The sequence below is a fragment of the Burkholderia sp. BCC1047 genome (assembly GCF_902833155.1).
Lineage (GTDB): Bacteria > Pseudomonadota > Gammaproteobacteria > Burkholderiales > Burkholderiaceae > Burkholderia > Burkholderia sola.
Genome location: NZ_CADFEH010000020.1, coordinates 75,533 through 97,283 on the forward strand (window position 1 = coordinate 75,533; position 21,751 = coordinate 97,283).

Annotated in this window: 18 protein-coding genes; 10 read left to right on the forward strand and 8 right to left on the reverse strand. The window is 67.7% G+C overall.

Annotated features, from left to right (window positions below):
• Positions 1–58: 58 nt before the first annotated feature.
• Positions 59–1,126 carry a histidinol-phosphate transaminase gene (gene hisC / locus HWX55_RS20840; protein ID WP_175977122.1) on the forward strand — a complete coding sequence of 356 codons (1,068 nt, stop codon included), beginning with the start codon at positions 59–61 and terminating at the stop codon, positions 1,124–1,126.
• A gap of 88 nt (positions 1,127–1,214) precedes the next feature.
• On the opposite strand, the gene HWX55_RS20845 is transcribed toward hisC, so the two are convergent.
• The 3 genes from HWX55_RS20845 to rsmD form a co-directional block, all read right to left on the reverse strand.
• Entirely contained in the window at positions 1,215–1,481 is a 267-nt protein-coding gene (locus HWX55_RS20845; RefSeq protein WP_175977123.1) for a YfhL family 4Fe-4S dicluster ferredoxin, read from the reverse strand.
• Between the two features lie 59 nt (positions 1,482–1,540).
• Complete coding sequence (coaD, locus tag HWX55_RS20850) at positions 1,541–2,038, reverse strand: pantetheine-phosphate adenylyltransferase (protein ID WP_044847476.1); 498 nt, start codon at positions 2,036–2,038, stop codon at positions 1,541–1,543.
• Positions 2,039–2,149: 111 nt separating this feature from the next.
• On the reverse strand, positions 2,150–2,764 hold the full coding sequence (gene rsmD / locus HWX55_RS20855; RefSeq protein ID WP_175977124.1) for a 16S rRNA (guanine(966)-N(2))-methyltransferase RsmD: 615 nt from the start codon (positions 2,762–2,764) through the stop codon (positions 2,150–2,152).
• A 215-nt stretch (positions 2,765–2,979) separates the two neighbouring features.
• Here rsmD and ftsY point away from each other — a divergent pair, with 215 nt between their 5' ends.
• The gene (gene ftsY, locus HWX55_RS20860; protein ID WP_175977125.1) at positions 2,980–4,140 is read left to right on the forward strand and encodes a signal recognition particle-docking protein FtsY; all 1,161 of its coding nucleotides are present in this window, start codon (positions 2,980–2,982) and stop codon (positions 4,138–4,140) included.
• 96 nt (positions 4,141–4,236) lie between these two features.
• On the opposite strand, the gene maiA is transcribed toward ftsY, so the two are convergent.
• A complete protein-coding gene (gene maiA, locus HWX55_RS20865; protein WP_175977126.1) occupies positions 4,237–4,881 on the reverse strand; it encodes a maleylacetoacetate isomerase in 645 nt (214 codons plus the stop codon).
• Positions 4,882–5,062: 181 nt separating this feature from the next.
• Here maiA and ybiB point away from each other — a divergent pair, with 181 nt between their 5' ends.
• On the forward strand, positions 5,063–6,037 hold the full coding sequence (gene ybiB / locus HWX55_RS20870) for a DNA-binding protein YbiB (protein ID WP_124593415.1): 975 nt from the start codon (positions 5,063–5,065) through the stop codon (positions 6,035–6,037).
• A gap of 377 nt (positions 6,038–6,414) precedes the next feature.
• Positions 6,415–8,061, forward strand: coding sequence for a 2-isopropylmalate synthase (gene leuA, locus HWX55_RS20875; RefSeq protein ID WP_175977154.1), 1,647 nt, complete (start codon positions 6,415–6,417; stop codon positions 8,059–8,061).
• Between the two features lie 133 nt (positions 8,062–8,194).
• Here the strand turns inward: leuA and HWX55_RS20880 are convergent, their stop codons facing one another.
• The gene (locus tag HWX55_RS20880) at positions 8,195–8,578 is read right to left on the reverse strand and encodes a nuclear transport factor 2 family protein (RefSeq protein WP_011886076.1); all 384 of its coding nucleotides are present in this window, start codon (positions 8,576–8,578) and stop codon (positions 8,195–8,197) included.
• A gap of 45 nt (positions 8,579–8,623) precedes the next feature.
• Positions 8,624–9,193: an acyloxyacyl hydrolase gene (locus HWX55_RS20885; RefSeq protein WP_050014846.1), complete on the reverse strand. Its 570-nt coding sequence runs from the start codon at positions 9,191–9,193 to the stop codon at positions 8,624–8,626.
• 359 nt (positions 9,194–9,552) lie between these two features.
• On the opposite strand from HWX55_RS20885, the gene rpoH reads away from it, so the two are divergent.
• From rpoH to HWX55_RS20915, 6 genes are all read left to right on the forward strand, one after another.
• The gene (rpoH, locus tag HWX55_RS20890) at positions 9,553–10,488 is read left to right on the forward strand and encodes an RNA polymerase sigma factor RpoH (protein ID WP_175977127.1); all 936 of its coding nucleotides are present in this window, start codon (positions 9,553–9,555) and stop codon (positions 10,486–10,488) included.
• Positions 10,489–10,847: 359 nt separating this feature from the next.
• Positions 10,848–11,129, forward strand: coding sequence for a cytochrome oxidase putative small subunit CydP (gene cydP, locus HWX55_RS20895; RefSeq protein ID WP_175977155.1), 282 nt, complete (start codon positions 10,848–10,850; stop codon positions 11,127–11,129).
• Positions 11,119–12,699: a cytochrome ubiquinol oxidase subunit I gene (locus HWX55_RS20900; protein ID WP_089488835.1), complete on the forward strand. Its 1,581-nt coding sequence runs from the start codon at positions 11,119–11,121 to the stop codon at positions 12,697–12,699. Before cydP ends, HWX55_RS20900 begins: the two co-directional genes overlap by 11 nt.
• Before the next feature lie 31 nt (positions 12,700–12,730).
• A complete protein-coding gene (cydB, locus tag HWX55_RS20905; RefSeq protein WP_050014841.1) occupies positions 12,731–13,867 on the forward strand; it encodes a cytochrome d ubiquinol oxidase subunit II in 1,137 nt (378 codons plus the stop codon).
• A gap of 61 nt (positions 13,868–13,928) precedes the next feature.
• Complete coding sequence (gene cydX / locus HWX55_RS20910) at positions 13,929–14,051, forward strand: cytochrome bd-I oxidase subunit CydX (protein WP_060733353.1); 123 nt, start codon at positions 13,929–13,931, stop codon at positions 14,049–14,051.
• 590 nt (positions 14,052–14,641) lie between these two features.
• Positions 14,642–17,128, forward strand: coding sequence for a family 20 glycosylhydrolase (locus tag HWX55_RS20915; RefSeq protein WP_175977128.1), 2,487 nt, complete (start codon positions 14,642–14,644; stop codon positions 17,126–17,128).
• 161 nt (positions 17,129–17,289) lie between these two features.
• On the opposite strand, the gene nagE is transcribed toward HWX55_RS20915, so the two are convergent.
• Together nagE and ptsP are read right to left on the reverse strand one after the other, a co-directional pair.
• Positions 17,290–19,053 (reverse strand): N-acetylglucosamine-specific PTS transporter subunit IIBC, encoded by a 1,764-nt coding sequence (gene nagE / locus HWX55_RS20920; protein WP_175977129.1) that lies wholly within the window; start codon positions 19,051–19,053, stop codon positions 17,290–17,292.
• A gap of 87 nt (positions 19,054–19,140) precedes the next feature.
• The gene (gene ptsP / locus HWX55_RS20925; protein ID WP_175977130.1) at positions 19,141–21,738 is read right to left on the reverse strand and encodes a phosphoenolpyruvate--protein phosphotransferase; all 2,598 of its coding nucleotides are present in this window, start codon (positions 21,736–21,738) and stop codon (positions 19,141–19,143) included.
• Between the last annotated feature and the right edge of the window lie 13 nt (positions 21,739–21,751).

The window sequence follows — 21,751 nt, forward strand, 5'->3', positions numbered from 1 at the left end:
CCCCACCGCGACGCGCACATGCGGTAATCTGGACGTTTTGCCCGACAGGAGCCAAGCGGTGAGCCGTTACTGGAGCGACGTCGTTCAGCAACTCGTGCCTTACGTGCCGGGCGAACAGCCCGCGCTCGCGCACCCCGTCAAGCTGAACACCAACGAGAATCCCTATCCGCCGTCGCCGCGCGTCGTCGCGGCGATCGCACGCGAACTCGGCGACACCGGCGACACGCTGCGCCGCTATCCCGACCCGGTCGCACGCGCGCTGCGCGAGACGGTCGCGGCCCATCACCGCATCCAGCCCGACCAGGTGTTCGTCGGCAACGGCTCCGACGAGGTGCTCGCGCACGCGTTCCAGGCGCTGCTCAAGCACGACCGGCCGCTGCGCTTTCCCGACATCACGTACAGCTTCTATCCGACCTACGCGCGCCTGTACGGCGTCGAAACCACGGTCGTGCCGCTCGCGGACGATTTCTCGATCCGCGTCGACGACTATCTCGACGACGCCGGCGGCGTGCTGTTTCCGAACCCGAATGCGCCGACCGGGCGCGCGCTGCCGCTCGCGGACGTCGAGCGGATCGCGGCCGCGAACCCGTCGTCGGTCGTCGTGATCGACGAAGCGTACGTCGATTTCGGCGCGCAGTCGGCGATTACGCTGATCGACCGCCACCCGAACCTGCTCGTCGTGCATACGACGTCGAAGGCGCGCTCGCTCGCGGGCATGCGCGTCGGCTTCGCGTTCGGCGATGCGGCGCTGATCGATGCGCTGAACCGCGTGAAGGACAGCTTCAACTCGTACCCGCTCGACCGGCTCGCGCAGGTCGCCGCGCAGGCCGCGTATGAAGACACCGATTATTTCAACGCGACCTGCCGGCGCGTGATCGACAGCCGGACGCGGCTCACGCATGCGCTCGACGCACTCGGCTTCGGGATCGTGCCGTCGGCCGCGAATTTCGTGTTCGCACGCCATCCCGCGCACGATGCGGGCAGGATCGCGGCGAAGCTGAAGGAACGGGAAATTTTCGTGCGGCACTTCCGGCTGCCGCGGATCGACCAGCATCTGCGCATCACCGTCGGCACCGATGCCGAATGCGATGCGCTCGTCGCGGCGCTGCGCGAGCTGCTGGGCTGACACGGAAGAACCGGCGCCGGGCGGCACCGATCCGAAAGCAAGCGCGGCGCGCGCGCCCGTCGATCGAAGCGCGCGCGTCAGCGCAGGGTCACGATGCGTCGTCGCCCTTCACGGCGATCAACGCGTGGTACTTCTCCATCAATTGCGCGTGCGATTCGTCATGCTGCGGATCGCGCGGAATGCATTCGACCGGACACACCTGCTGGCACTGCGGTTCGTCGAAATGGCCGACGCACTCGGTGCACTTGTTCGCGTCGATCACGTAGATATCCGGGCCCATCGAAATCGCGCCGTTCGGGCACTCGGGCTCGCACACGTCGCAATTGATGCACTCGTCGGTAATCATCAAAGCCATACTGATCTCACTTCTTCAGGCCGGCGGCCGGCTTCGCAACGAAACCGGCCGGCGCCGCATCACGCGGCAGGGCCTCCCATCGCCGTGACTTTCTCGGTCAGCCACTTCTCGACGGACGGAAACACGAATTTGCTGACATCGCCGCCCAATTGCGCGATTTCGCGCACGATCGTCCCCGAGATGAACTGGTACTGATCGGACGGCGTCATGAACATCGTCTCGACGTCGGGCAGCAGATAGCGGTTCATCCCCGCCATCTGGAACTCGTATTCGAAATCGGACACGGCGCGCAGCCCGCGCACGATTACGCGCGCGTTGTTGATGCGGACGAAATCCTTCAGGAGGCCGGTGAAGCTCATCACCTTCACGTTCGGATAATGGCCGAGCACCTCGTTCGCAATCGTCAGACGTTCTTCGAGCGAGAAAAACGGCTTCTTCGCGCGGCTGTCGGCAACGCCCACCACCAGCGTATCAAAAATGCTCGACGCACGCCGCACGAGGTCTTCGTGCCCACGCGTCAGCGGATCGAACGTACCGGGATACACGGCGACTACCATGTCGCTCCTCCTGTCATCACGCAAACGGGATGGCAGCCGTGCGATGCACGCGCCGCTGCCGAGATGGGCATGCGTCGCCTTTGCGGCGCGCCGCCTCGTATGGAACGCGCATTATTCATCATTTTCGCGGCGCAGCAAATGATAGTGAACCGCACCGGCCTTGCCGTGCTTCACCACCTGCCAGCCCGCGAGCGCGTCGTGCGCGGCCGGGTCGAGTTCCGCCCCCGTTTCGACGTACAGCGCGCCGTCTGCCGCGACGAGCGGCGCGGACAGCGCGATCGCGCGCTCGAGCACGGCCAGGTCGTCGAACGGCGGATCGAGGAACACCACGTCGAACGCGCCCGGCGTGAGCCCGGCCGCAAGTCGCAGCGCATCGGCTTCGGCGATCTCGACCGAACGGGCGCCGAGCTTGTCCTTGATCGCACGCAGCTGCTGCGCGGCGCGCGGATGGCGCTCGACCATCACGACGCTCGCCGCGCCGCGCGATGCGGCCTCGAAGCCGAGCGCGCCGGTGCCCGCGAACAGGTCGAGGCAGCGCCAACCGTCGAGATCCTGGCCGAGCCAGTTGAACAGCGTCTCGCGTACGCGATCGGGCGTCGGGCGCAGGCCGTCGAGATCGAGCACCGCGAGCGGCGTGCGTTTCCAGTCGCCGCCGATGATGCGGACCGTGTGCGGCTTGCCGCGACTGGAAGGGGCCGCGGGGCGGCCGGAAGAGGAACGGGACATACGGGATATCGACAACGGAGGGACCGGGCGCGCGCGAGGGGCGCCGCCAAACAGGCGCACGTTACCACAGCGGCGACGCGCACTGACGCGAGCGCCGCGCCGCACTGATAAAATGCACGGTTTCGGCCACCGAGCGCCGCGCCCGCGCGAGCGCAGAACGGCCCGTCCGGCGCCCCGCCCTCGGCGGCGGCCCGCCCTCTTCCCGACGCCAGACCATGTTCAGTTTCTTCAAACGATTCAAGAAAACGCAGGAGCCCGATCCGGCGGAATCGCAATCGGCCGACGTGCAGCAAGCGGACGAAGCGTCCGACGCCGACGCGCCCGCGCCGGAGGCGCCGCCCGCGGCCGACGTGCCGCAGGCAAGCGCGCAAGCGGCCGCGCCGGCCGTCGTGGTGACGGTCACGCCGACCAACGACGGCCGCGACGAAGTGGTCGAGACGGTCGAGATCGTCCCGCCGCCGCTGCAGGACGCGTCCGCGAAGAAGTCGTGGCTCGCGCGCCTGAAAACGGGGCTCGCGAAGACGGGCTCGAGCATCACCGGCGTCTTCGTCAACACGAAGATCGACGAGGACCTGTACGAGGAGCTCGAAACCGCGCTGCTGATGTCCGACGCGGGCGTCGACGCGACCGAGTACCTGCTCGACGCGCTGCGCGAGAAGGTGCGCGCGGGCCGGCTGACCGATCCGCAGCAGGTGAAGGATGCGCTGCACGACCTGCTCGTCGAACTGCTGACGCCGCTCGAGAAATCGCTGATGCTCGGCCGCGCGCAGCCGCTCGTGATGATGATCGCCGGCGTGAACGGCGCGGGCAAGACGACCAGCATCGGCAAGCTCGCGAAGCATCTGCAGAGCTTCGACCAGTCGGTGCTGCTGGCCGCCGGCGACACGTTCCGCGCGGCCGCGCGCGAGCAGCTGGCGGTCTGGGGCGAGCGCAACAACGTGACGGTCGTGCAGCAGGAAAGCGGCGATCCGGCCGCGGTGATCTTCGACGCGGTCAGCGCCGCGCGCGCGCGCAAGATCGACGTGATGATGGCCGACACGGCCGGCCGCCTGCCGACGCAGCTGCACCTGATGGAAGAGCTGAAGAAGGTGAAGCGCGTGATCGCGAAGGCGCACGACGGCGCGCCGCACGAGGTGCTGCTGGTGATCGACGCGAACACCGGCCAGAACGCGCTCACGCAGGTGAAGGCATTCGACGACGCGCTGGGCCTGACCGGCCTGATCGTCACGAAGCTCGACGGCACCGCGAAGGGCGGGATTCTCGCCGCGATCGCGCGGCAACGGCCGGTGCCCGTCTACTTCATCGGCGTCGGCGAGAAGGTCGAGGACCTGCAGCCGTTCAGCGCGGTGGAATTCGCGGACGCGCTGCTCGGCTGAACGCCGCCGGCTCGCATCGCACGGGGCGCCTTCGGGCGCCCTTTTTCATGCGCGGCCGATCCTGCTCGCCACGGGGCCGCCGCGCTCGTTCGGCGCTTATTCGGCGTCGGGCTGCACGCCCGGCTCGGCGGCCTTGAACGCATCGATCGTCGCCGCATGGTCGGCGATCCGCTGGATCGTCGGGAAACGCGTCGTGTCGATCGAGAAGCGGTTCGCGTTGAACACCTGCGGCACGAGGCACACGTCGGCAAGCGTCGGCGTGTCGCCGAAGCACAGCTTGCCGGTGCGCGGATCGTTCGCGAGACGCGCCTCGAGCGTGTCGAAGCCCGCCTCGATCCAGTGCCGGTACCACGCGTTCTTTGCGTCTTCGGGCACATTCAGCGTGTGCTTCAGGTACTTCAGCACGCGCAGGTTGTTGAGCGGGTGGATTTCGCACGCGATCTGCAGCGCGACCGACCGCACGTACGCGCGATCGACCGGCTGCTTTGGCAGCAACGCCGGCTCGGGATGGGTTTCGTCGAGATATTCGATGATCGCGAGCGACTGCTGCAGCGTCGCGTCGCCATCGACCAGCGTCGGCACGACCCCATCCGGATTCAGCGCGCGGTATGCGTCCTTCAGTTGCTCGCCGCCGTCGCGCAGCATGTGCACGGGCGCATAGTCGAACGGCAGCCGCTTCAGGTTCAGGGCGATCCGCACGCGGTACGACGCGGAACTGCGGAAATAGCTGTAGAGCTTCATGGGATGTCTCTCTTTTGGTCGTATTCGGCCGGCGGCGGCACGGGCGCGGCGCAGCGGGTGCGTACGCCGCCGGGAACCAGAGTGTAGCGCGGCACGGTGCGCGGCCGCGCCCGTGCGATACTCGGGGCATTCCTCACCGCTCACCGCGCGGCCCGATGCCGGCCGCCCGCCCCACGTTCCGATGACCGCTTCCCACGATCCCGCCGCCGCTCCGTTCCCTTGCGCCCGCTTCATCAAGGAAATCGGCCGCGGCCCCAACGGCGCGCGCGCCCTGTCCGCCGAAGACACGTTCGAGCTTTATCGCGCGATGCTCGATGCGCGCGTGTCGGACGTCGAACTCGGCGCGATCCTGATCGCCTATCGACTGAAGGGCGAATCCGCCGACGAACTGGCCGCGATGCTCGCCGCCGCGCAAGCGTCGTTCGAGCCCGTGCACGTACAGGACGCCGCGTTCCGCCCGGTGTCGATCCCGAGCTACAACGGCGCGCGCAAGCAGCCGAATCTCGTGCCGCTGCTCGCGCTGCTGCTCGCGCGCGAAGGCGTGCCGGTGCTGGTGCACGGGGTGGAGCGCGATCCGGGCCGCGTGACGAGCGCCGAGATCTTCTCGGCGCTGTCGCTCGCGCCGTCGACGTCGCACGATGCGATCGAGGACACGCTCGCCGAGCGCCGCGTCGCGTTCGCGCCGATCGACGTGCTGGCGCCGCGCATCGCGCACCTGCTGTCGATGCGCGGCGTGCTCGGCGTGCGCAACTCGACGCATACGCTCGTGAAGATCCTGCAGCCGTTCGCGCCGGCCGGGCTGCGGCTCGTCAACTACACGCACCCGCCGTACCGCGACAGCCTCGCGCAGCTGTTCCGCGATCATCCGGACGCGGCGCGGGGCGGCGCGCTGCTCGCGCGCGGCACCGAAGGCGAAGCGGTGGCCGACACGCGGCGCCAGGTGCAGGTCGACTGGCTGCACGACGGCGTGTGCGACACGCTGATCGACGCCGAGCGTTCGTCGACCGACGCGCCGCCCGTCGCGCTGCCCGAGTCGCGCGATGCGGCGACCACGGCCGCGTGGACGGACGCGGTGCTGCGCGGTGAGGTGCCGGTGCCCGACACGGTCGCGCGACAGGTCGCGACGATCGTGCAGATCGTCCGCGTCGCGCGCTGACGGCGCGGCAGCGGCCTGCCCCTTTATCCCGACATTTGACACGCGAGCGCATCCTGGCATAGAGTGGTCGTCATGCGTTCCTTTCCGAACACCCTCCGAATTACCTCCGGCCGCCTAGCGCGGCCGCTATCGCTACGACTAGCCTAAGGCTGTCGTAGCGCCGTGTGCTGTTCGCACGGTCCTCCCAGCAGTTCCTCGCCGTACCCCTCTCGCAGTTTTTACAACCCGAAGTCGTCAGCATTCGTCCGTCCATCCGTCGGCCGATTCGCGAAGATCATCCGCATCCGCGGCGCCATCGCGCGCCGGATGCGAGGCAGCGCCAACCGGCGCCCGTGCCGCGCGTCTTCGCTCGCGACTTGAGACCCGAGGTCCAGAAGATGATGCGCAATCCGCAAGACAAGTACCGTCCGTTCGAGCCCGTCCGCCTCAATGGCCGCCGCTGGCCGGCCCGCACCATCGAGCGTGCGCCCGTGTGGATGAGCACCGACCTGCGCGACGGCAACCAGTCGCTGATCGAGCCGATGAGCATCGAACAGAAGCTCGAGTTCTTCGACATGCTGGTCGCGATCGGTTTCAAGGAGATCGAAGTCGGTTTTCCGTCGGCGTCGCAAACCGACTTCGATTTCGTCCGCAAGCTGATCGACGACAAGCGGATTCCCGACGACGTGACGATCGAGGTGCTCGTGCAGTCGCGCGAAGACCTGATCGCGCGCACGTTCGATGCGCTCGAAGGCGTGCCGCGCGCGATCGTGCACCTGTACAACGCGGTCTGCCCGTCGTTCCGCCGCATCGTGTTCGGGATGTCGAAGGACGACGTGAAGGCGCTCGCGATCGACGGCACGCGCATCATCAAGGCACACGCGGCCGCGCGCCCCGATACGCACTGGACCTTCCAGTACTCGCCGGAAACCTTCAGCATGACCGAGCTGACGTTCGCGCGCGAGATCTGCGACGCGGTCGCGCAGACCTGGCGCCCGACCCGCGACCACAAGATGATCGTCAACCTGCCGGCCACCGTCGAAGCCGCGACCCCGAACGTGTTCGCCGACCAGATCGAATGGATGGACCGCAACCTCGCGTATCGCGACAGCATCGTGCTGTCCGTGCATCCGCACAACGATCGCGGCACCGCGGTCGCGGCGGCCGAACTCGCGCTGCTCGCGGGCGCCGATCGCATCGAAGGCTGCCTGTTCGGCAACGGCGAGCGCACCGGCAACGTCGATCTCGTCACGCTCGCGCTGAACCTCTACACGCAAGGCATCGACCCGGGCCTCGACTTCTCCGACATCGACGCGGTGCGCCGCGTCGTCGAGCGCTGCAACCAGATTCCCGTGCATCCGCGCCATCCGTACGCGGGCGACCTCGTGTTCACCGCGTTCTCGGGCTCGCACCAGGACGCGATCCGCAAGGGCTTCGCGCAGCAACGCCCCGACGCGATCTGGGAAGTGCCGTACCTGCCGATCGACCCGGCGGATCTCGGCCGCAGCTATGACGCGGTGATCCGCGTGAACAGCCAGTCCGGCAAGGGCGGCGCGACGTTCCTGCTCGAACGCGGGATGGGCTTCACGCCGACGCGCCGCGTCCAGATCGAATTCAGCCACGCGGTGCAGACGCTCGCCGACGCATCGGGCGAGGAAGTGACGGGCGACGCGATTTGCGCGCTGTTCGCGCGCGAATTCTTCGAGACCGACGGCCCGGCCGCGCGCCACGACAGCGGCGCGCGCTGGCAAAACCGCGAGATCGCGGCGGCGCCCGCCGCCGATGCGACGCCCGACGCCGCCGCGCGACATTTCGCCGCGGCATTGGCGGCGGCCGCCGGCGCGGCGATCGACGTCGCGTCGTGCGAACACGTGCGCGCCGCGGACGGCCGGATCGCGGTATCGGTCGGCTGCCGGGTCGGCGACGCGCCGCTGCGGCATGGGGTCGGCGTGCACGCCGATGCGGCGGTCGCGGCGCTCGATGCGGTCGTCAGCGCGATCAACCGCTCGGCATGGCACTGCGCGGACCACCGCGCGGCGGCCTGACTAGGGCAGGGTTGAAACGTCAGCGAGCGGTGCGTGACCGCTCGTGCGCCGCGCGATCCGCGCCGCACGAGACAGCAAAAAGCGGCTCGGAAGGCCGCTTCGGTCGATGCATGAAAAGGGGCGCCACCCGCGCTCATGTCTCGGTCGCGCACCGCGTCGCCTGCCACGCAAGCAGCCGCCACTGCCCGTGCTCGTGCGTGTGCACGGCCGTGTAGGCGATCGGAAACACGAGGCCGCCATTGTTCGTTTCCATCTCGATCAACGCGCGCCCGGTCACGACGCAGGTGGCATCGCCGACGGGCAGCAGGTCCTGCGACTGGATCTCGATCTGACGATAGCGGCGGCGGCCGGCGACGATGGCGTCGATGAACTGCTGCTTGGTTTCGCGTTTGCCGTTGGTGTGCACGAAGAACACCTTGTCCGACAATTGCGCGTCGAGCGCCTCGCCGTCCCCGTCGACCATCGCCCGGAACCGATCGCGCTCGAGCGCGCGAATCGCATCGACCACCTTCGCCATCGCCTGACTCCTCGGCAACGCGCCCGCCGTGCGCCGGCGGGCGGATCAGAAGTTGTACTGCACGTAGAACTGGTGGAAATTTATACCAGGATTCGGCTCTTTGATACCCGCGTTAGACACATGTTGGAAACGGTAACCCACCTGATACTGTTGCCGTTCGCCGAACTGCGCGCCGACGCCGACGACGTCCGCGAACTGGAACGATGTCGACAGCGACAGATTGTTCGAGATCGTCGGATGCGTGAGGAACCGGATGCCGGCGCCGGCTTCCACGAACGGGCGAACCTGGCCCGCGCTCTTGATGAAACGGAACATCGGCGTCGCGCCGAATTCACCGATGTTGGCGTGCACGTTGCCGCCGGTGTGCCAGTAGCCGACATGGCCTTCCATCACGAACGCGAAGTGCCAGCCGCCGATTTCCCACCAGTTCCAGCCCGGATCCCAGACCACGCCGAGATCGGCCTTGTCGATCCCGTGGCGATCGGAAAATCCGCCGCCCGCCTGGATCCCCCACCGGTCCGCGAACGCGGCGCCCGATCCGCCCAGCAGCGACGCGGCCAGCAGCGCATGCAGCGCAAGCCGGTTTCGGGGCCGGCGGTTCTTCTTATTGTTCATCTGACACTCCAACTTTATGGGTTGAATGGAGCCTTGCCGCAGCGGCCGGCCCGAGCGAACTGAATGGTATGGTAAAGGACTTTTCGAATCGGCATCGCGAAGCGAAATTGTTTGCTTCCAAAACTACAAAAATCGAAAACGTCTACTGATTACTATCGGAAACAAGCACTTACGGAACTTCGTACCACCGGCCCGGTCGCAAATTAGACTATCGACTCCAACGACTCGATAGAAAACCGGGAACTTGGATGCCCCCGTGGCCTCTAAGGAATTAGCACTCGGATTGTGGGAGTGCTAAGATGGGCTCCGGAATCTCATCCGAGACCAACGGTTTGTCCCTGATTCCAAAGGAGTTTTTAGTGAGCCACGCCCTGACCCTTCCGAACACCCTGAGCCCGACGCCGGCCAAGGCCGAATCGGCAGGCTCGCTGGCGCTCGCAGCCCAATCGATGTTGCCGGGCCAGCTCGGCAACATCGACGCGTACATCCAGGCCGTCAACCGCATTCCGCTGCTGACCGCCGAGGAGGAACGCCGGTATGCAACCGAATTCCGCGAAAACAACGACCTCGACTCGGCGCGCCGCCTCGTGCTGTCGCACCTGCGTCTCGTCGTGTCGATCGCGCGCAACTATCTCGGCTACGGCCTGCCGCACGGCGACCTGATCCAGGAAGGGAACATCGGCCTGATGAAAGCGGTGAAGCGATTCGACCCGTCGCAAAACGTGCGCCTGGTGTCGTATGCGATTCACTGGATCAAGGCCGAGATCCACGAGTACATCCTGCGCAACTGGCGCATGGTGAAGGTCGCGACGACGAAGGCGCAGCGCAAGCTGTTCTTCAACCTGCGCAGCCACAAGAAGAGCATGCAGGCGATGACGCCCGAGGAAATCGACGGCCTCGCGCAGGAGCTCAACGTCAAGCGCGAAGAAGTCACCGAGATGGAAACGCGCCTGTCGGGCAGCGACATCGCGCTCGAGGGCCAGATGGAAGACGGCGAGGAATCGTACGCGCCGATCGCCTACCTGGCCGACTCGCACAACGAGCCGACCGCCGTGCTCGCCGCGCGCCAACGCGACATGCTGCAGACGGACGGCATCGCGCAGGCGCTCGACGCGCTCGATGCGCGCAGCCGCCGCATCATCGAGGCGCGCTGGCTGCAGGTCGACGACGACGGCTCGGGCGGCTCGACGCTGCACGATCTCGCTGCCGAATTCGGCGTGTCGGCGGAACGCATCCGCCAGATCGAGGCGAGCGCCATGAAAAAGATGCGTACCGCCCTCGCCGAATACGCGTAAATCCGCGACGATCCAGAGCGCCTCGTCGAAAACCGCTGCCCGACCGGCAGCGGTTTTTTTTCGTCCGGCTTCCGCTGCTTTTCCTCTGCTTTTCAGCCGTTTCGCTCTCCGTTTTTGCGTCGATTAATTGAACGGATTCATCAGGCATTACGCCATTTGCGGCGCCCTTCCGCATAACCTTGATCCATCTCAATTTTTACCCCCTGTTTCGCGACGGTCTGCCGCATCGCAGCACTCGGCATCGGAAAGCAGTCCTTTTAAAATTGGCATGTCAGGCGCAAAAGGATTAAAACAGCTTCACGGCCGTCATAAATCCGACGTAAAGTCGCCCCCAATCCGACGTAAATCGATTCAGGATAATCGCCTTGATCTCGATCAATAAAGAGCCTGCGCCGCCTTCGCGGCCGGCCGGCACGATCGGCTGGCGTGCGCGCATCGCCGCATGGGCACGCGGTCCCACCCTCGCCCGCGACATCACCCTGGTGCTGATCGTCAAGCTGATCCTCCTGATGTCGCTCAAATACGCATTCTTCAATCATCCGCAGGCCGAGCACATGTCGTTGCCGCCTGCCGCCGTGGCCGAGAAGCTGCTCTCGGTGCCGGCGCCTGCAACTACCGAGAGAGACCATCATGATAAGTAGTGAAGTCGTCGATCTGTCACGTCTACAGTTCGGCATCACGGCGCTCTACCACTTCCTGTTCGTGCCGTTGACGCTCGGCCTATCCTGGCTGCTCGTCATCATGGAAGCCGTCTACGTGATGACCGGCAAACAGGTCTACAAGGACATGACCCAGTTCTGGGGCAAGCTGTTCGGCATCAATTTCGCGATGGGCGTGACGACCGGCATCACGCTCGAATTCCAGTTCGGCACGAACTGGTCCTACTACTCGCACTATGTCGGCGACATCTTCGGCGTGCCGCTCGCGGTCGAAGGCCTGATGGCGTTCTTCCTCGAATCGACGTTCGTCGGCCTGTTCTTCTTCGGCTGGAACCGCCTGTCGAAGGTCAAGCACCTGATCGTCACGTTCCTCGTCGCGCTGGGCTCGAACCTGTCCGCGCTGTGGATCCTCGTCGCGAACGGCTGGATGAACAATCCGGTCGGCGCCGAGTTCAACTACCAGACGATGCGCATGGAGATGACGAGCCTGTTCGACGTGCTGTTCAACCCGGTCGCGCAGGTGAAGTTCGTGCACACGGTGTCGGCCGGCTACGTGTCGGCGGCGATGTTCGTGCTCGGCGTGTCGTCGTGGTATCTGCTGAAGAAGCGCGACGTCGACTTCGCGCTGCGCTCGTTCGCGGTCGCGGCCGGCTTCGGCCTCGCGGCGACGCTGTGCGTGATCGTGCTCGGCGACGAATCGGGCTACACGACGGGCGAAGTGCAGAAGATGAAGCTCGCCGCGATCGAATCGGAATGGGAAACCCAGCCGGCGCCCGCGTCGTTCACGCTGATCGGCATTCCGAACCAGGCGGAACAGCGCACCGACTATGCGATCAAGATTCCGTACGCGCTCGGCCTGATCGCGACGCGCTCGATCGACGAACCGGTGATCGGCCTGCGCGACCTCGCGAAGCACAGCGAGGAGCACATCCAGAGCGGGATGATCGCGTACGGCGCGCTGCAGAAGCTCAAGCAGGGCGACACGAGCGACGCGACCCGCGCGCTGTTCGATCAGCACAAGCAGTATCTCGGCTACGGGCTGATGCTCAAGCAGTTCACGCCGAACGTGACCGACGCGACGCCCGAGCAGATCAAGGCCGCCGCGAAGAAGACGATTCCGCCCGTCGCGCCCGTGTTCTTCTCGTTCCGGATCATGGTGTTCCTCGGCTTCCTGTTCGTCGCGACGTTCGTTGCCGCGTTCTGGTTCTGCGCGCGGCGGCAGCTGCTGCAGGACAACCGCCGCTGGTTCCTGCGCTACGCGGTGTGGGCGATCCCGCTGCCGTGGATCGCGATCGAATTCGGCTGGATCGTCGCCGAGCTCGGCCGCCAGCCGTGGACGATCGCCGGCGTGCTGCCGACGCACCTGTCCGCGTCGAGCCTGCAGCCGAGCGACCTGTACCTGAGTCTCGCCGGGTTCATCCTGTTCTACACCGCGCTGTTCGTCATCGAGATCAAGCTGATGTTCAAGTACGCGCGCCTCGGCCCGTCGTCGCTGCATACCGGCCGCTATCACCACGAACTCGTCGCTGCCGGCGAGCGGGCCGCCGTCTGAGCACGCACTCGCAACGGAACAAGGAATCGCTATGGACTATGCAACTCTCAAGCTGATCTGGTGGGTGCTCGTCGGCGTGCTGCTGATCGGCTTCGCCGTCACCGACGGCTTCGACATGGGCGCGACCGCGCTGCTGCCATTCCTCGGCAAGACCGACGAGGAGCGCCGCATCATCGTCAACACGGTCGGCGCGACGTGGGAAGGCAACCAGGTGTGGCTGATCACGGCCGGCGGCGCGATGTTCGCGGCCTGGCCGCTCGTCTACGCGGCGTCGTTCTCCGGCTTCTACTTCGCGATGCTGCTCGTGCTGTTCGCGCTGTTCTTCCGGCCGGTGGGCTTCGACTACCGCAGCAAGCGGCCGGACCCGCGCTGGCGCGCGGGCTGGGACTGGGGCCTGTTCGCCGGCGGCTTCGTGCCGGCGCTCGTGTTCGGCGTCGCGTTCGGCAACCTGCTGCAGGGCGTGCCGTTCAAGTTCGACAGCGACCTGCGCGTGACCTACTACGGCGGCTTCTGGGCGCTCCTGAACCCGTTCGCGCTGCTGTGCGGGCTCGTCAGCCTCACGATGCTCGTCGCGCACGGCGCCGCGTTCATCAAGATGAAGACCGACGGCGTGATCGCGCGCCGTGCGTCGATCGCGCTGCGTGTCGCGTCGTTCCTCGCGGTCGTGCTGTTCGTGCTGGCCGGCGTGCTGGTGGCCTCGTATATCGGCGGCTTCCACATTACCCACGCCGCGCCGACGGACACCGTCGCGAACCCGCTGCTCAAGGACGTCGCCGCCGGCGCGGGCCTGTGGCTCGCGAACTACGGCGACTATCCGTGGATGATCGCCGCGCCCGTCGTCGGGATCGCGGGCGGCGTGCTCGCGCTGCTGCTCGCCGGCTCGAAGCAGGAAAAGACGGCGTTCTTCTGCACCGGCCTGATGATCGCCGGCGTGATCCTGACCGCAGGCTTCTCGATGTTCCCGTTCATCATGCCGTCGTCGCTCGACCCGCGCAGCAGCCTGACCGTGTGGGATTCGACGTCGAGCCACATGACGCTGCAGGTGATGCTGTTCGCGGTGATCGTGTTTCTGCCGATCGTGCTGATCTATACGGGCTGGGTCTATCGCGTGATGCGCGGCAAGGTCACGCACCAGACGCTCGAAGAAAACAAGCACTCGATGTATTGATGCATTGAACCGGCCGGGGCGCTCAGGCGCCCTCGCCTACCGTTTCGCAAGGAGTCTGACCATGTGGTATTTCAGCTGGATTCTCGGTATCGGCGTCGCGCTGTCGTTCGGCATCGTCAACGCGATGTGGCTCGAAGCGCGGCAGAAGACGCAGGAAGCGTCCGTGCGGGCGCGCCGCGACTGACGCACCGATGCACTGACGGGTGACGCGCGCGGCCGATCGATCGCGCGCCGCCGTCCGGAAGAGAAAGAACCTCGCTTCGCGCGAGGTTTTTTTTCGTACTGGCCGCGCGGGCACACGTCGTGCATCGATGCCAATTTAGCGCCAGATTGATACCACTTGAATACCAATAAAAGGTTTCATAAGATCGTTGGACACGGCCGCTGACAGGCCGATTCCTTCTGGGTGGGGGAGACATGCGATTCCCGTATGTGGCGTGCGCCTGCGCGCCGTGTCGACGTCCGTGTGCCACGGCGCGCGCCGTCGTCGTACTCGTGCTCGTGCGCGGCCAACCGGGCGCCGCCGGCCGCGGCCGGCTCGTCGCCGCGGCGAACGTCATGGACCGCCGATGAATCCGCGCACGCCGCCGCGCCGATCCGATCGGCACGCATGCCCGCCTCCCGTTCCGTAACGCACGCCCCCGCGTGCCGATTGTGCGCGGGGCTGCCGCATCGCCCCGCGTGCTGGTATCTCCCGCAGCTCCACTGAAAGACCCGATCGCAGCGACGTCGCGTCACGGCGCCGCCACGCCCTCTTTTTCTCAGGAGTTCGAATTGAAGCGTACCTTGCCCTCCCTCATTGCCGGCCTGCTGCTCGCGGTGCTGTCGCCCGCTGCGATCTCGGCGCTGCCGGCGTCGGCCACCGCCGGCGCGACTGCCGGCAGCGCGCAAGCGGCCGGCGCCCAGGCGGCCAGCCTCGCGACACAGCTGTCGAACGGCCTCGCGTTGCGCGTCGCCGTCGACAACAACCACGCGGCCGCGGCCGGCGTGCCGTGCGCCGATCTCGGCGCCGATGGCGCGGCCTGCGCGACGGGCCGCCTGATCCTGCAAAACCGCGGCCACCAGGCGATCGCCGACGGCGGCTGGAAGCTCTACCTGCACAGCATCCGCCGCCTGCTGCGGATCGATCGCCCCGGCTTCGCGCTGCGGCGGCTCACCGGCGACCTGTACGAACTGACGCCGCAGCCGGGCTCGGTGCGGCTCGCGCCCGGCGAGCGCATCGAGCTACCGTTCGTCGCCGAATACTGGCTGCTGCGCTACAGCGACGTGATTCCGCGCCCGTACGTCGTCGTCGACGGCGCGCCGCCGGCCGTGCTGCGCTACAACGACACCGACAACGAGCTGCGCTACGTCGAATCGCTGCCGGCCGACGCGCAGAACAACTCGACCGGCAACGCGCCGCCGGTGGCCGCGCGGCCCGATCCGGCCCGCGCGCTGCCGAGCGTGAAGCGCGAATTGCCGCTGCCCGGCACGCTCGAGCTTCGCGGCGTCGAACTCGCGCTGCCGGACCTGCCTGACGCGCAGGTCGCGGCGTTGCGCGAGCGCGCGACGACCCTCGGGCTCGACGGCGCACGCGTGCCGGTGCGCGGCTTCGTCGCGCCGCGCCGGCTGCCGGCCGACCTCGCGACACCGGGCGGCTACCGGCTCGCGATCGGGCCGCGCGGCGTGCTGATCGAAGGCTACGACCGCGCGGGCCTCTACTACGGCGTGCAGACGCTCTATTCGCTCGCGCCGGCAGGCGGCGGCGCGATCCCGGCGATGCTGGTCGAGGATGCGCCGCGCTTCACGCATCGCGGGATGCACGTCGACCTCGCGCGCAACTTCAAGCAGCCGGCGACGCTGCGCCGCCTGATCGACCAGATGAGCGCGTACAAGCTCAACCACCTGCACCTGCATCTGTCCGACGACGAAGGCTGGCGCATCGAGATTCCCGGCCTGCCCGAGCTGACCGAGATCGGCTCGCGCCGCTGTCACGACCCGGGCGAGACGCGCTGCCTGCTGCCGCAGCTCGGCTCCGGCCCCGACAACCGCTCGGGCGGCGGCTACCTGACGCGCGACGACTACGTGGCGCTCGTGCGCTACGCGGCCGCGCGCTTCGTGCAGGTCATCCCCGAGATCGACATGCCCGCGCACGCCCGCGCGGCCGTCGTGACGATGGAGGCACGCTACCGGCGCCTGCACGCGGCCGGCCGCGAGCAGGAAGCGAATGCGTATCGGCTGCTCGACCCGCAAGACACGACGAACCTGACGACGGTGCAGTTCTACGACCGGCGCAGCGACCTGAACCCGTGCGTGCCGGGCGCGCTGAACTTCGCGTCGAAGGTGATCCGCGAGATCGCGGCGATGCACGCGGACGCGCAGGCGCCGCTGCAGACCTGGCACTACGGCGGCGACGAGGCGAAGAACATCTTCCTCGGCGGCGGCTTCCAGCCGCTGAACGGCACCGACCCGAACAAGGGGCGCATCGACCTGGCCGCGCAGGACAAGCCCTGGGCGCGGTCGCCCGCGTGCACGGCGCTGCTCCAGCGCGGCGAGATCAAGTCGATCGACGAGCTGCCGACGCGTTTCGCGAAACAGGTGAGCGCGGCCGTCAACGCGAACGGGATCGGCACGATGGCCGCGTGGCAGGACGGCATCAAGCACGCGAACGGGCCGCAGGATTTCAGCACGCGCCACGTGATGGTGTCGCTGTGGGACACGATCTTCTGGGGCGCGTCGGACAGCGCGCGCGACCTGAGCGGCAAGGGCTACCAGACGGTGCTCGCGCTGCCCGACTACCTGTACTTCGACTTCCCGTACACGCTCAATCCGCGCGAGCGCGGCTACTACTGGGGCTCGCACGCGACCGACGAGTACAAGGTGTTCTCGCTCGCGCCGGAGAACCTGCCGCAGAACGCCGAAGTGATGGGCGACCGCGACGGCAACGCGTTCGAGGTGACGGGCACGGGCCCGGCGCCACGCATCGAAGGCATGCAGGGCCAGGCGTGGGGCGAGGTGATGCGCAACGACACCTTCCTCGAATACATGACCTACCCGCGGCTGCTCGCGCTCGCCGAGCGCGCGTGGCACCGGGCCGACTGGGAGCTGCCGTATGCGGCCGGCGTGCGCTTCAGGCGCGGCGACACGCATCACGTCGACGTCGCCGCGCTGCAGCGCGACTGGGCCGGCTTCGCGACGCTGCTCACGCAACGCGAATTGCCGAAGCTCGAGGGCGCCGGCGTCGGCTACCGGAAGCCGACCTTCACGCTGACGAATCCGTGAACGGCTGAAGAAGGCATCCGGCGATACGCGAGGCGGGCAAACGCATCGCGCATCGCCCGCCCCAAAAGAAAACGGCTTGCGACGCGTACGTCGCAAGCCGTTGTTCTTTTGACCACCGGCCCGGATCCGCCGCGCGGATCGCTCAGGCCGGCTTCACCGCATCACGCCGGTTGCGCGGCCGCCCCGCCGCCCGACGGCGGCAGGCGCGCGCCGAGCTGTTCGGCATAGCGTGCCGCCGCGTTGCCGCAGACGATGTGGAACGTGTCGAGCGACACCCATGCGACGTCGAGCGTGCCGAGACGCTCGCGATCGACCGCCGACGGATCGCGCACGACCACGCGCAGGCGCGTGGTGGCCACCGCATCGAGCGACACGACGTTGGTCGCGCCGCCGAACACTGCGAGCCAGCGGGCCGGCTCCGGATCGAGCGGGCCGGCGGCCGCGCCCGTGACGGGCTGCGCGGCGGCGGCCGGCGCCGTTGCTGCCGCGCCGGTCGCGCCGCTGCCGATCGCGGCACGCATTTCGTCGGCGATGATGTCGGCCTCGGGCCCGATGATCACCTGCACGCTGTTGCCGCCGCGCTTGAGCACGCCGCGTGCGCCGATCGACTTCAGTTCCGGCTCCGATACCTTCTCCGGATCGACGACGGTCAGGCGCAGGCGCGTCGTGCACGCGTCGACGACCGACAGGTTGGCCGCCCCGCCCAGCGCGGCGATGTAGCGTTGCGCACGCGGTGCGGCAGCCGTGGCCGCCGCGCCCGGTGCGACGAAGCCGCCCGATGCGTACGATTCCGTGGCCGCGTCGGTCGATGCCGGTTCACGGCCCGGCGTGGCCATGTTGAACTTGCGGATGAAGAAGCGGAACAGCCCGTAGTACGCGACGCCGTACGCGATACCGAGCGGAATCGCGATCCAGCCCTTCGTCGACAGCCCGTAGTTCAGCACGTAGTCGATCGCGCCGGCCGAGAACGTGAAGCCGAGCTTCACGCCGAGGATCTGGCAGATCGCGAGCGACAGCCCCGTCAGCACCGCATGGATCACGTACAGTACCGGCGCGAGGAACATGAAGCTGAATTCGATCGGCTCGGTCACGCCGGTCAGGAACGACGTCAGCGCCATCGAGAACAGCAGGCCGCCGACCATCGCGCGGCGCTCCTTCGGCGCTTCGTGCAGCATCGCGAGACACGCGGCCGGCAGGCCGAACATCATGATCGGGAAGAAGCCGGCCATGAAGGTGCCCGCGGTCGGGTCGCCCGCGAAGAAGCGGTGCAGGTCGCCGTGCACGATCTCGCCGCCGGCCGGCGGCGTGAAGTTGCCGAACACGAACCATGCGAGCGAGTTGATGATGTGGTGCAGGCCGGTGACGAGCAGCAGGCGGTTCAGGAAGCCGAACACGAACGCACCGATCGCGCCCGCCGTCGTCAGCCACTGGCCGGCCGCGTCGATCGCATGCTGGACCGGCTGCCACACGTACCCGAATACGATCCCGAGTACCACGCACACCAGCCCCGTGATGATCGGCACGAACCGCTTGCCGCCGAAGAACGCGAGGTAGTCCGGCAGCTTGATGTCTTTATAGCGGTTGTACAGCAGGCCCGCGACGACACCCGCGATGATCCCGGACAGCACGCCCATGTTCAGCTTGGGATCGATGTCCTTCATGATCGCGGTTTCGATCAGGTAACCGATCGCGCCCGCGAGCGCCGCCACGCCGTTGTTGTCCTTCGCGAAGCCGACCGCCACGCCGATCGCGAACAACAGCGGCAGGTTGTCGAAGATCGCGCCGCCGGCGTCGGCGATCATCTTGATGTTGAACACGTCCGGCTGGCCGAGCCGCAGCAGGATGCCGGCGACCGGCAATACCGCGATCGGCAGCATCAGCGCGCGGCCTAGACCCTGTATTTTCAGAAACGGATTCCCGTTCATTCAGTCCTCCAATCCTTGTCTCGTCATGAATCGTCGTTGAGGTGATTGCTTTGGTAGTGATACGGGTCGCGCGCCCGCCGCCGACGTTCAGTCGAGCGGCCAGACCTCGCGGCTTGCTGCCCTTACCGCCTGTGCCGAATCGAGCGCGAGCAGATCCTGCGCGCGCTGACGGCACAACTGGTAATCGAGACGGCGCACGCGCGCCTTGATGCCCGGCACCGACACCGGATCGACCGACAGTTCGGTCACGCCGAGGCCCACCAGGACCGGCACCGCGAGCGGATCGCCGCCGAGCGCGCCGCATACGCCGACCCACTTGCCGTGCTTCGCCGCGCCGCGCACCGCGATGTCGATCAGGCGCAGCACGGCCGGATGCAGGCCGTCGGACTGCGCGGCGAGATCGGCTTGGCAGCGGTCCATCGCGAGCGTGTATTGCGTGAGGTCGTTAGTGCCGATCGACAGGAAATCCGCGTGCTGCGCGAGCTGGTCGGCCAGCAGCGCGGCCGACGGCACCTCGATCATCACGCCGACCTCGATCGGCTCGCTGCGGCCCTGCGCGCGCGCGAATTCGTCGATGCGCTTTTTCAGCCGCACGAGTTCGCCTGCGTCGGTCACCATCGGCAGCAGGATGCGCACCGCGCCGAACGGCTTCACCGCGAGCAGGCCCTGCAACTGATCGTCGAGCAGATCGGGGCGCACCTGCGCGAGACGGATGCCGCGCAGGCCGAGCGCCGGGTTCGGTTCGGGCGGCAGCGTCAGGTAGTCGACTTCCTTGTCCGCGCCGACGTCGAGCGTGCGGATGATCGCCGTGCGGCCCTGCAGCGCGTCGACGATCGACTGGTAGCTCTGCTGGTGCTCGACCGCCGTCGGCGCGGCCTGACGATGGATGAACATCAGTTCGGTGCGCAGCAGGCCGACCGCGTCGGCGCCGTTGTCGACCGCGGTATTCGCGTCGTCGAGCGTCGCGATGTTCGCGGCGACCTCGATCGCGCGGCCGTCGACGGTCGCGGCCGCTACACCTGCCAGTTGCCGGTTCGCGTCGCGCACGCCGTCCAGGCGCTGGCGTTCGTGCCGCGCGCGCTCGACGTCGAGCGCGGTCGGCGCGTGTTCGAGCCGGCCCGCGCTCGCGTCGACGACGACCTGCGTGCCGTCCGGAATCGCGTACAGCGCATCGCCGACCGCCACCAGCGCCGGGATGCCGAGCTGCCGCGCGATGATCGCCGCGTGCGACGTCGCGCCGCCGCGCGCCATCACGAGCGCGGTCACGCGTTCGCGATCGAGCGACGTCAGGTCGGACGGCGTGAATTCGTCGGCCGCGAGCACGGCCTCATCGGGTAGCGCGCGCGCGGCGCCGCTCGTGTGACCGAGCGCGCGCAGCACGCGCTTCTCGATGTCGCGCAGGTCGGCCGCGCGTTCGGCGAGCAGCGCATCGTCGAGCTTCGACAGCGTGTCGATCTGCGTGCGGATCGTCGCGCGCCACGCGAAGCCCGCGCCCTTGCCGAGGCTGATCAGGTCGCGCGCCGCGTCGACGAGCGTCGGGTCTTCCAGCAGCACGCGATGCACCGCGAAGATGCCCGCTTCGCCGACCGCGCCGCGCGCCGATGCGTTGCGCACCGTTTCGCCGAGTTCGGCGTCGACCGCCTTCAGCGCCTGGTCGAGGCGGCGGCTTTCCGCGGCCGGCGTGCCGGTCGCCTGCTCGGGCGGCACGATGTCCGCATCGTCGAGACGCACCAGCGTGCCGACCGCGATGCCGGGCGCGGCGCACACGCCGGCGAGCGTGTTCGGGTCAATGGGCGCGCCATCGCGCGGCGCGCCGGCGTGGCGTGCGACCGTCTGCGGCGCGGGCGACTTCAGCCGCGCCGGCTTTTCCTCCAGTTCGCCGTGCGCTTCGCGCAGCAGCTCGCGATCGACCGCGTCGACGGCCTGCTGTGCATGCGCGCCGCGGCCGACCAGCTCCACCGTCGCGCCTTCGCCAGCGCCGAGACCGAGCAGGCCGACGACGCTCGCGATCGACGCCTTGCGGCCGTCGAACAGCACGTCGACGCTCGCGTCGAGCCCGCGCGCGGCTTCCCGCGCCCGTGCGGCCGGCCGCGCATGCAGGCCGCCCGGCTGCGCGAGCACGATTTCGCGGCGCACTTCGTTGTGCGCGGCCGCGCCGGCCTGCGCCGCCTGCGCGGCGGCTTCGCCCTTGCCGCGCAGCGCGAGCAACGGCGTCTCGCCGGCCGTCGCGAAACCGCTCGCGCGATCGACGACCTCGAACGCGTCGGAATTCGCGATCGCGATCACCGACACCAGCGAATGCGCGTTTCGCGCGACCGCGTCCTGGTCGAACTCGATCAACAGCGCGCCCGCTTCGACGCGCGCGCCGGCTTCGACGTGCGCGACGAAGCCCTGCCCGTTCAGCTCGACGGTGTCGATGCCGATGTGCAGCAGCACTTCCGCGCCTTGCGGCGTCGTGATCGTCACCGCGTGGCCGGTGCGTGCGAGATGCGACACGACGCCCGCGCACGGCGCGACGAGCCGGCCTTCGAGCGGGTCGATGCCGATGCCGTCGCCGAACATCCCGCCGGAGAACACCGGATCGGGCACGTCGGCCAGCGGAACGATCGGCCCCGTCAACGGGCTAAGCAGGACGATCTGATCGTGGTTGGGGCTCTTCAACTGGGATTCCTCGGCGCGTCTCATCGGCTTTCTCGAC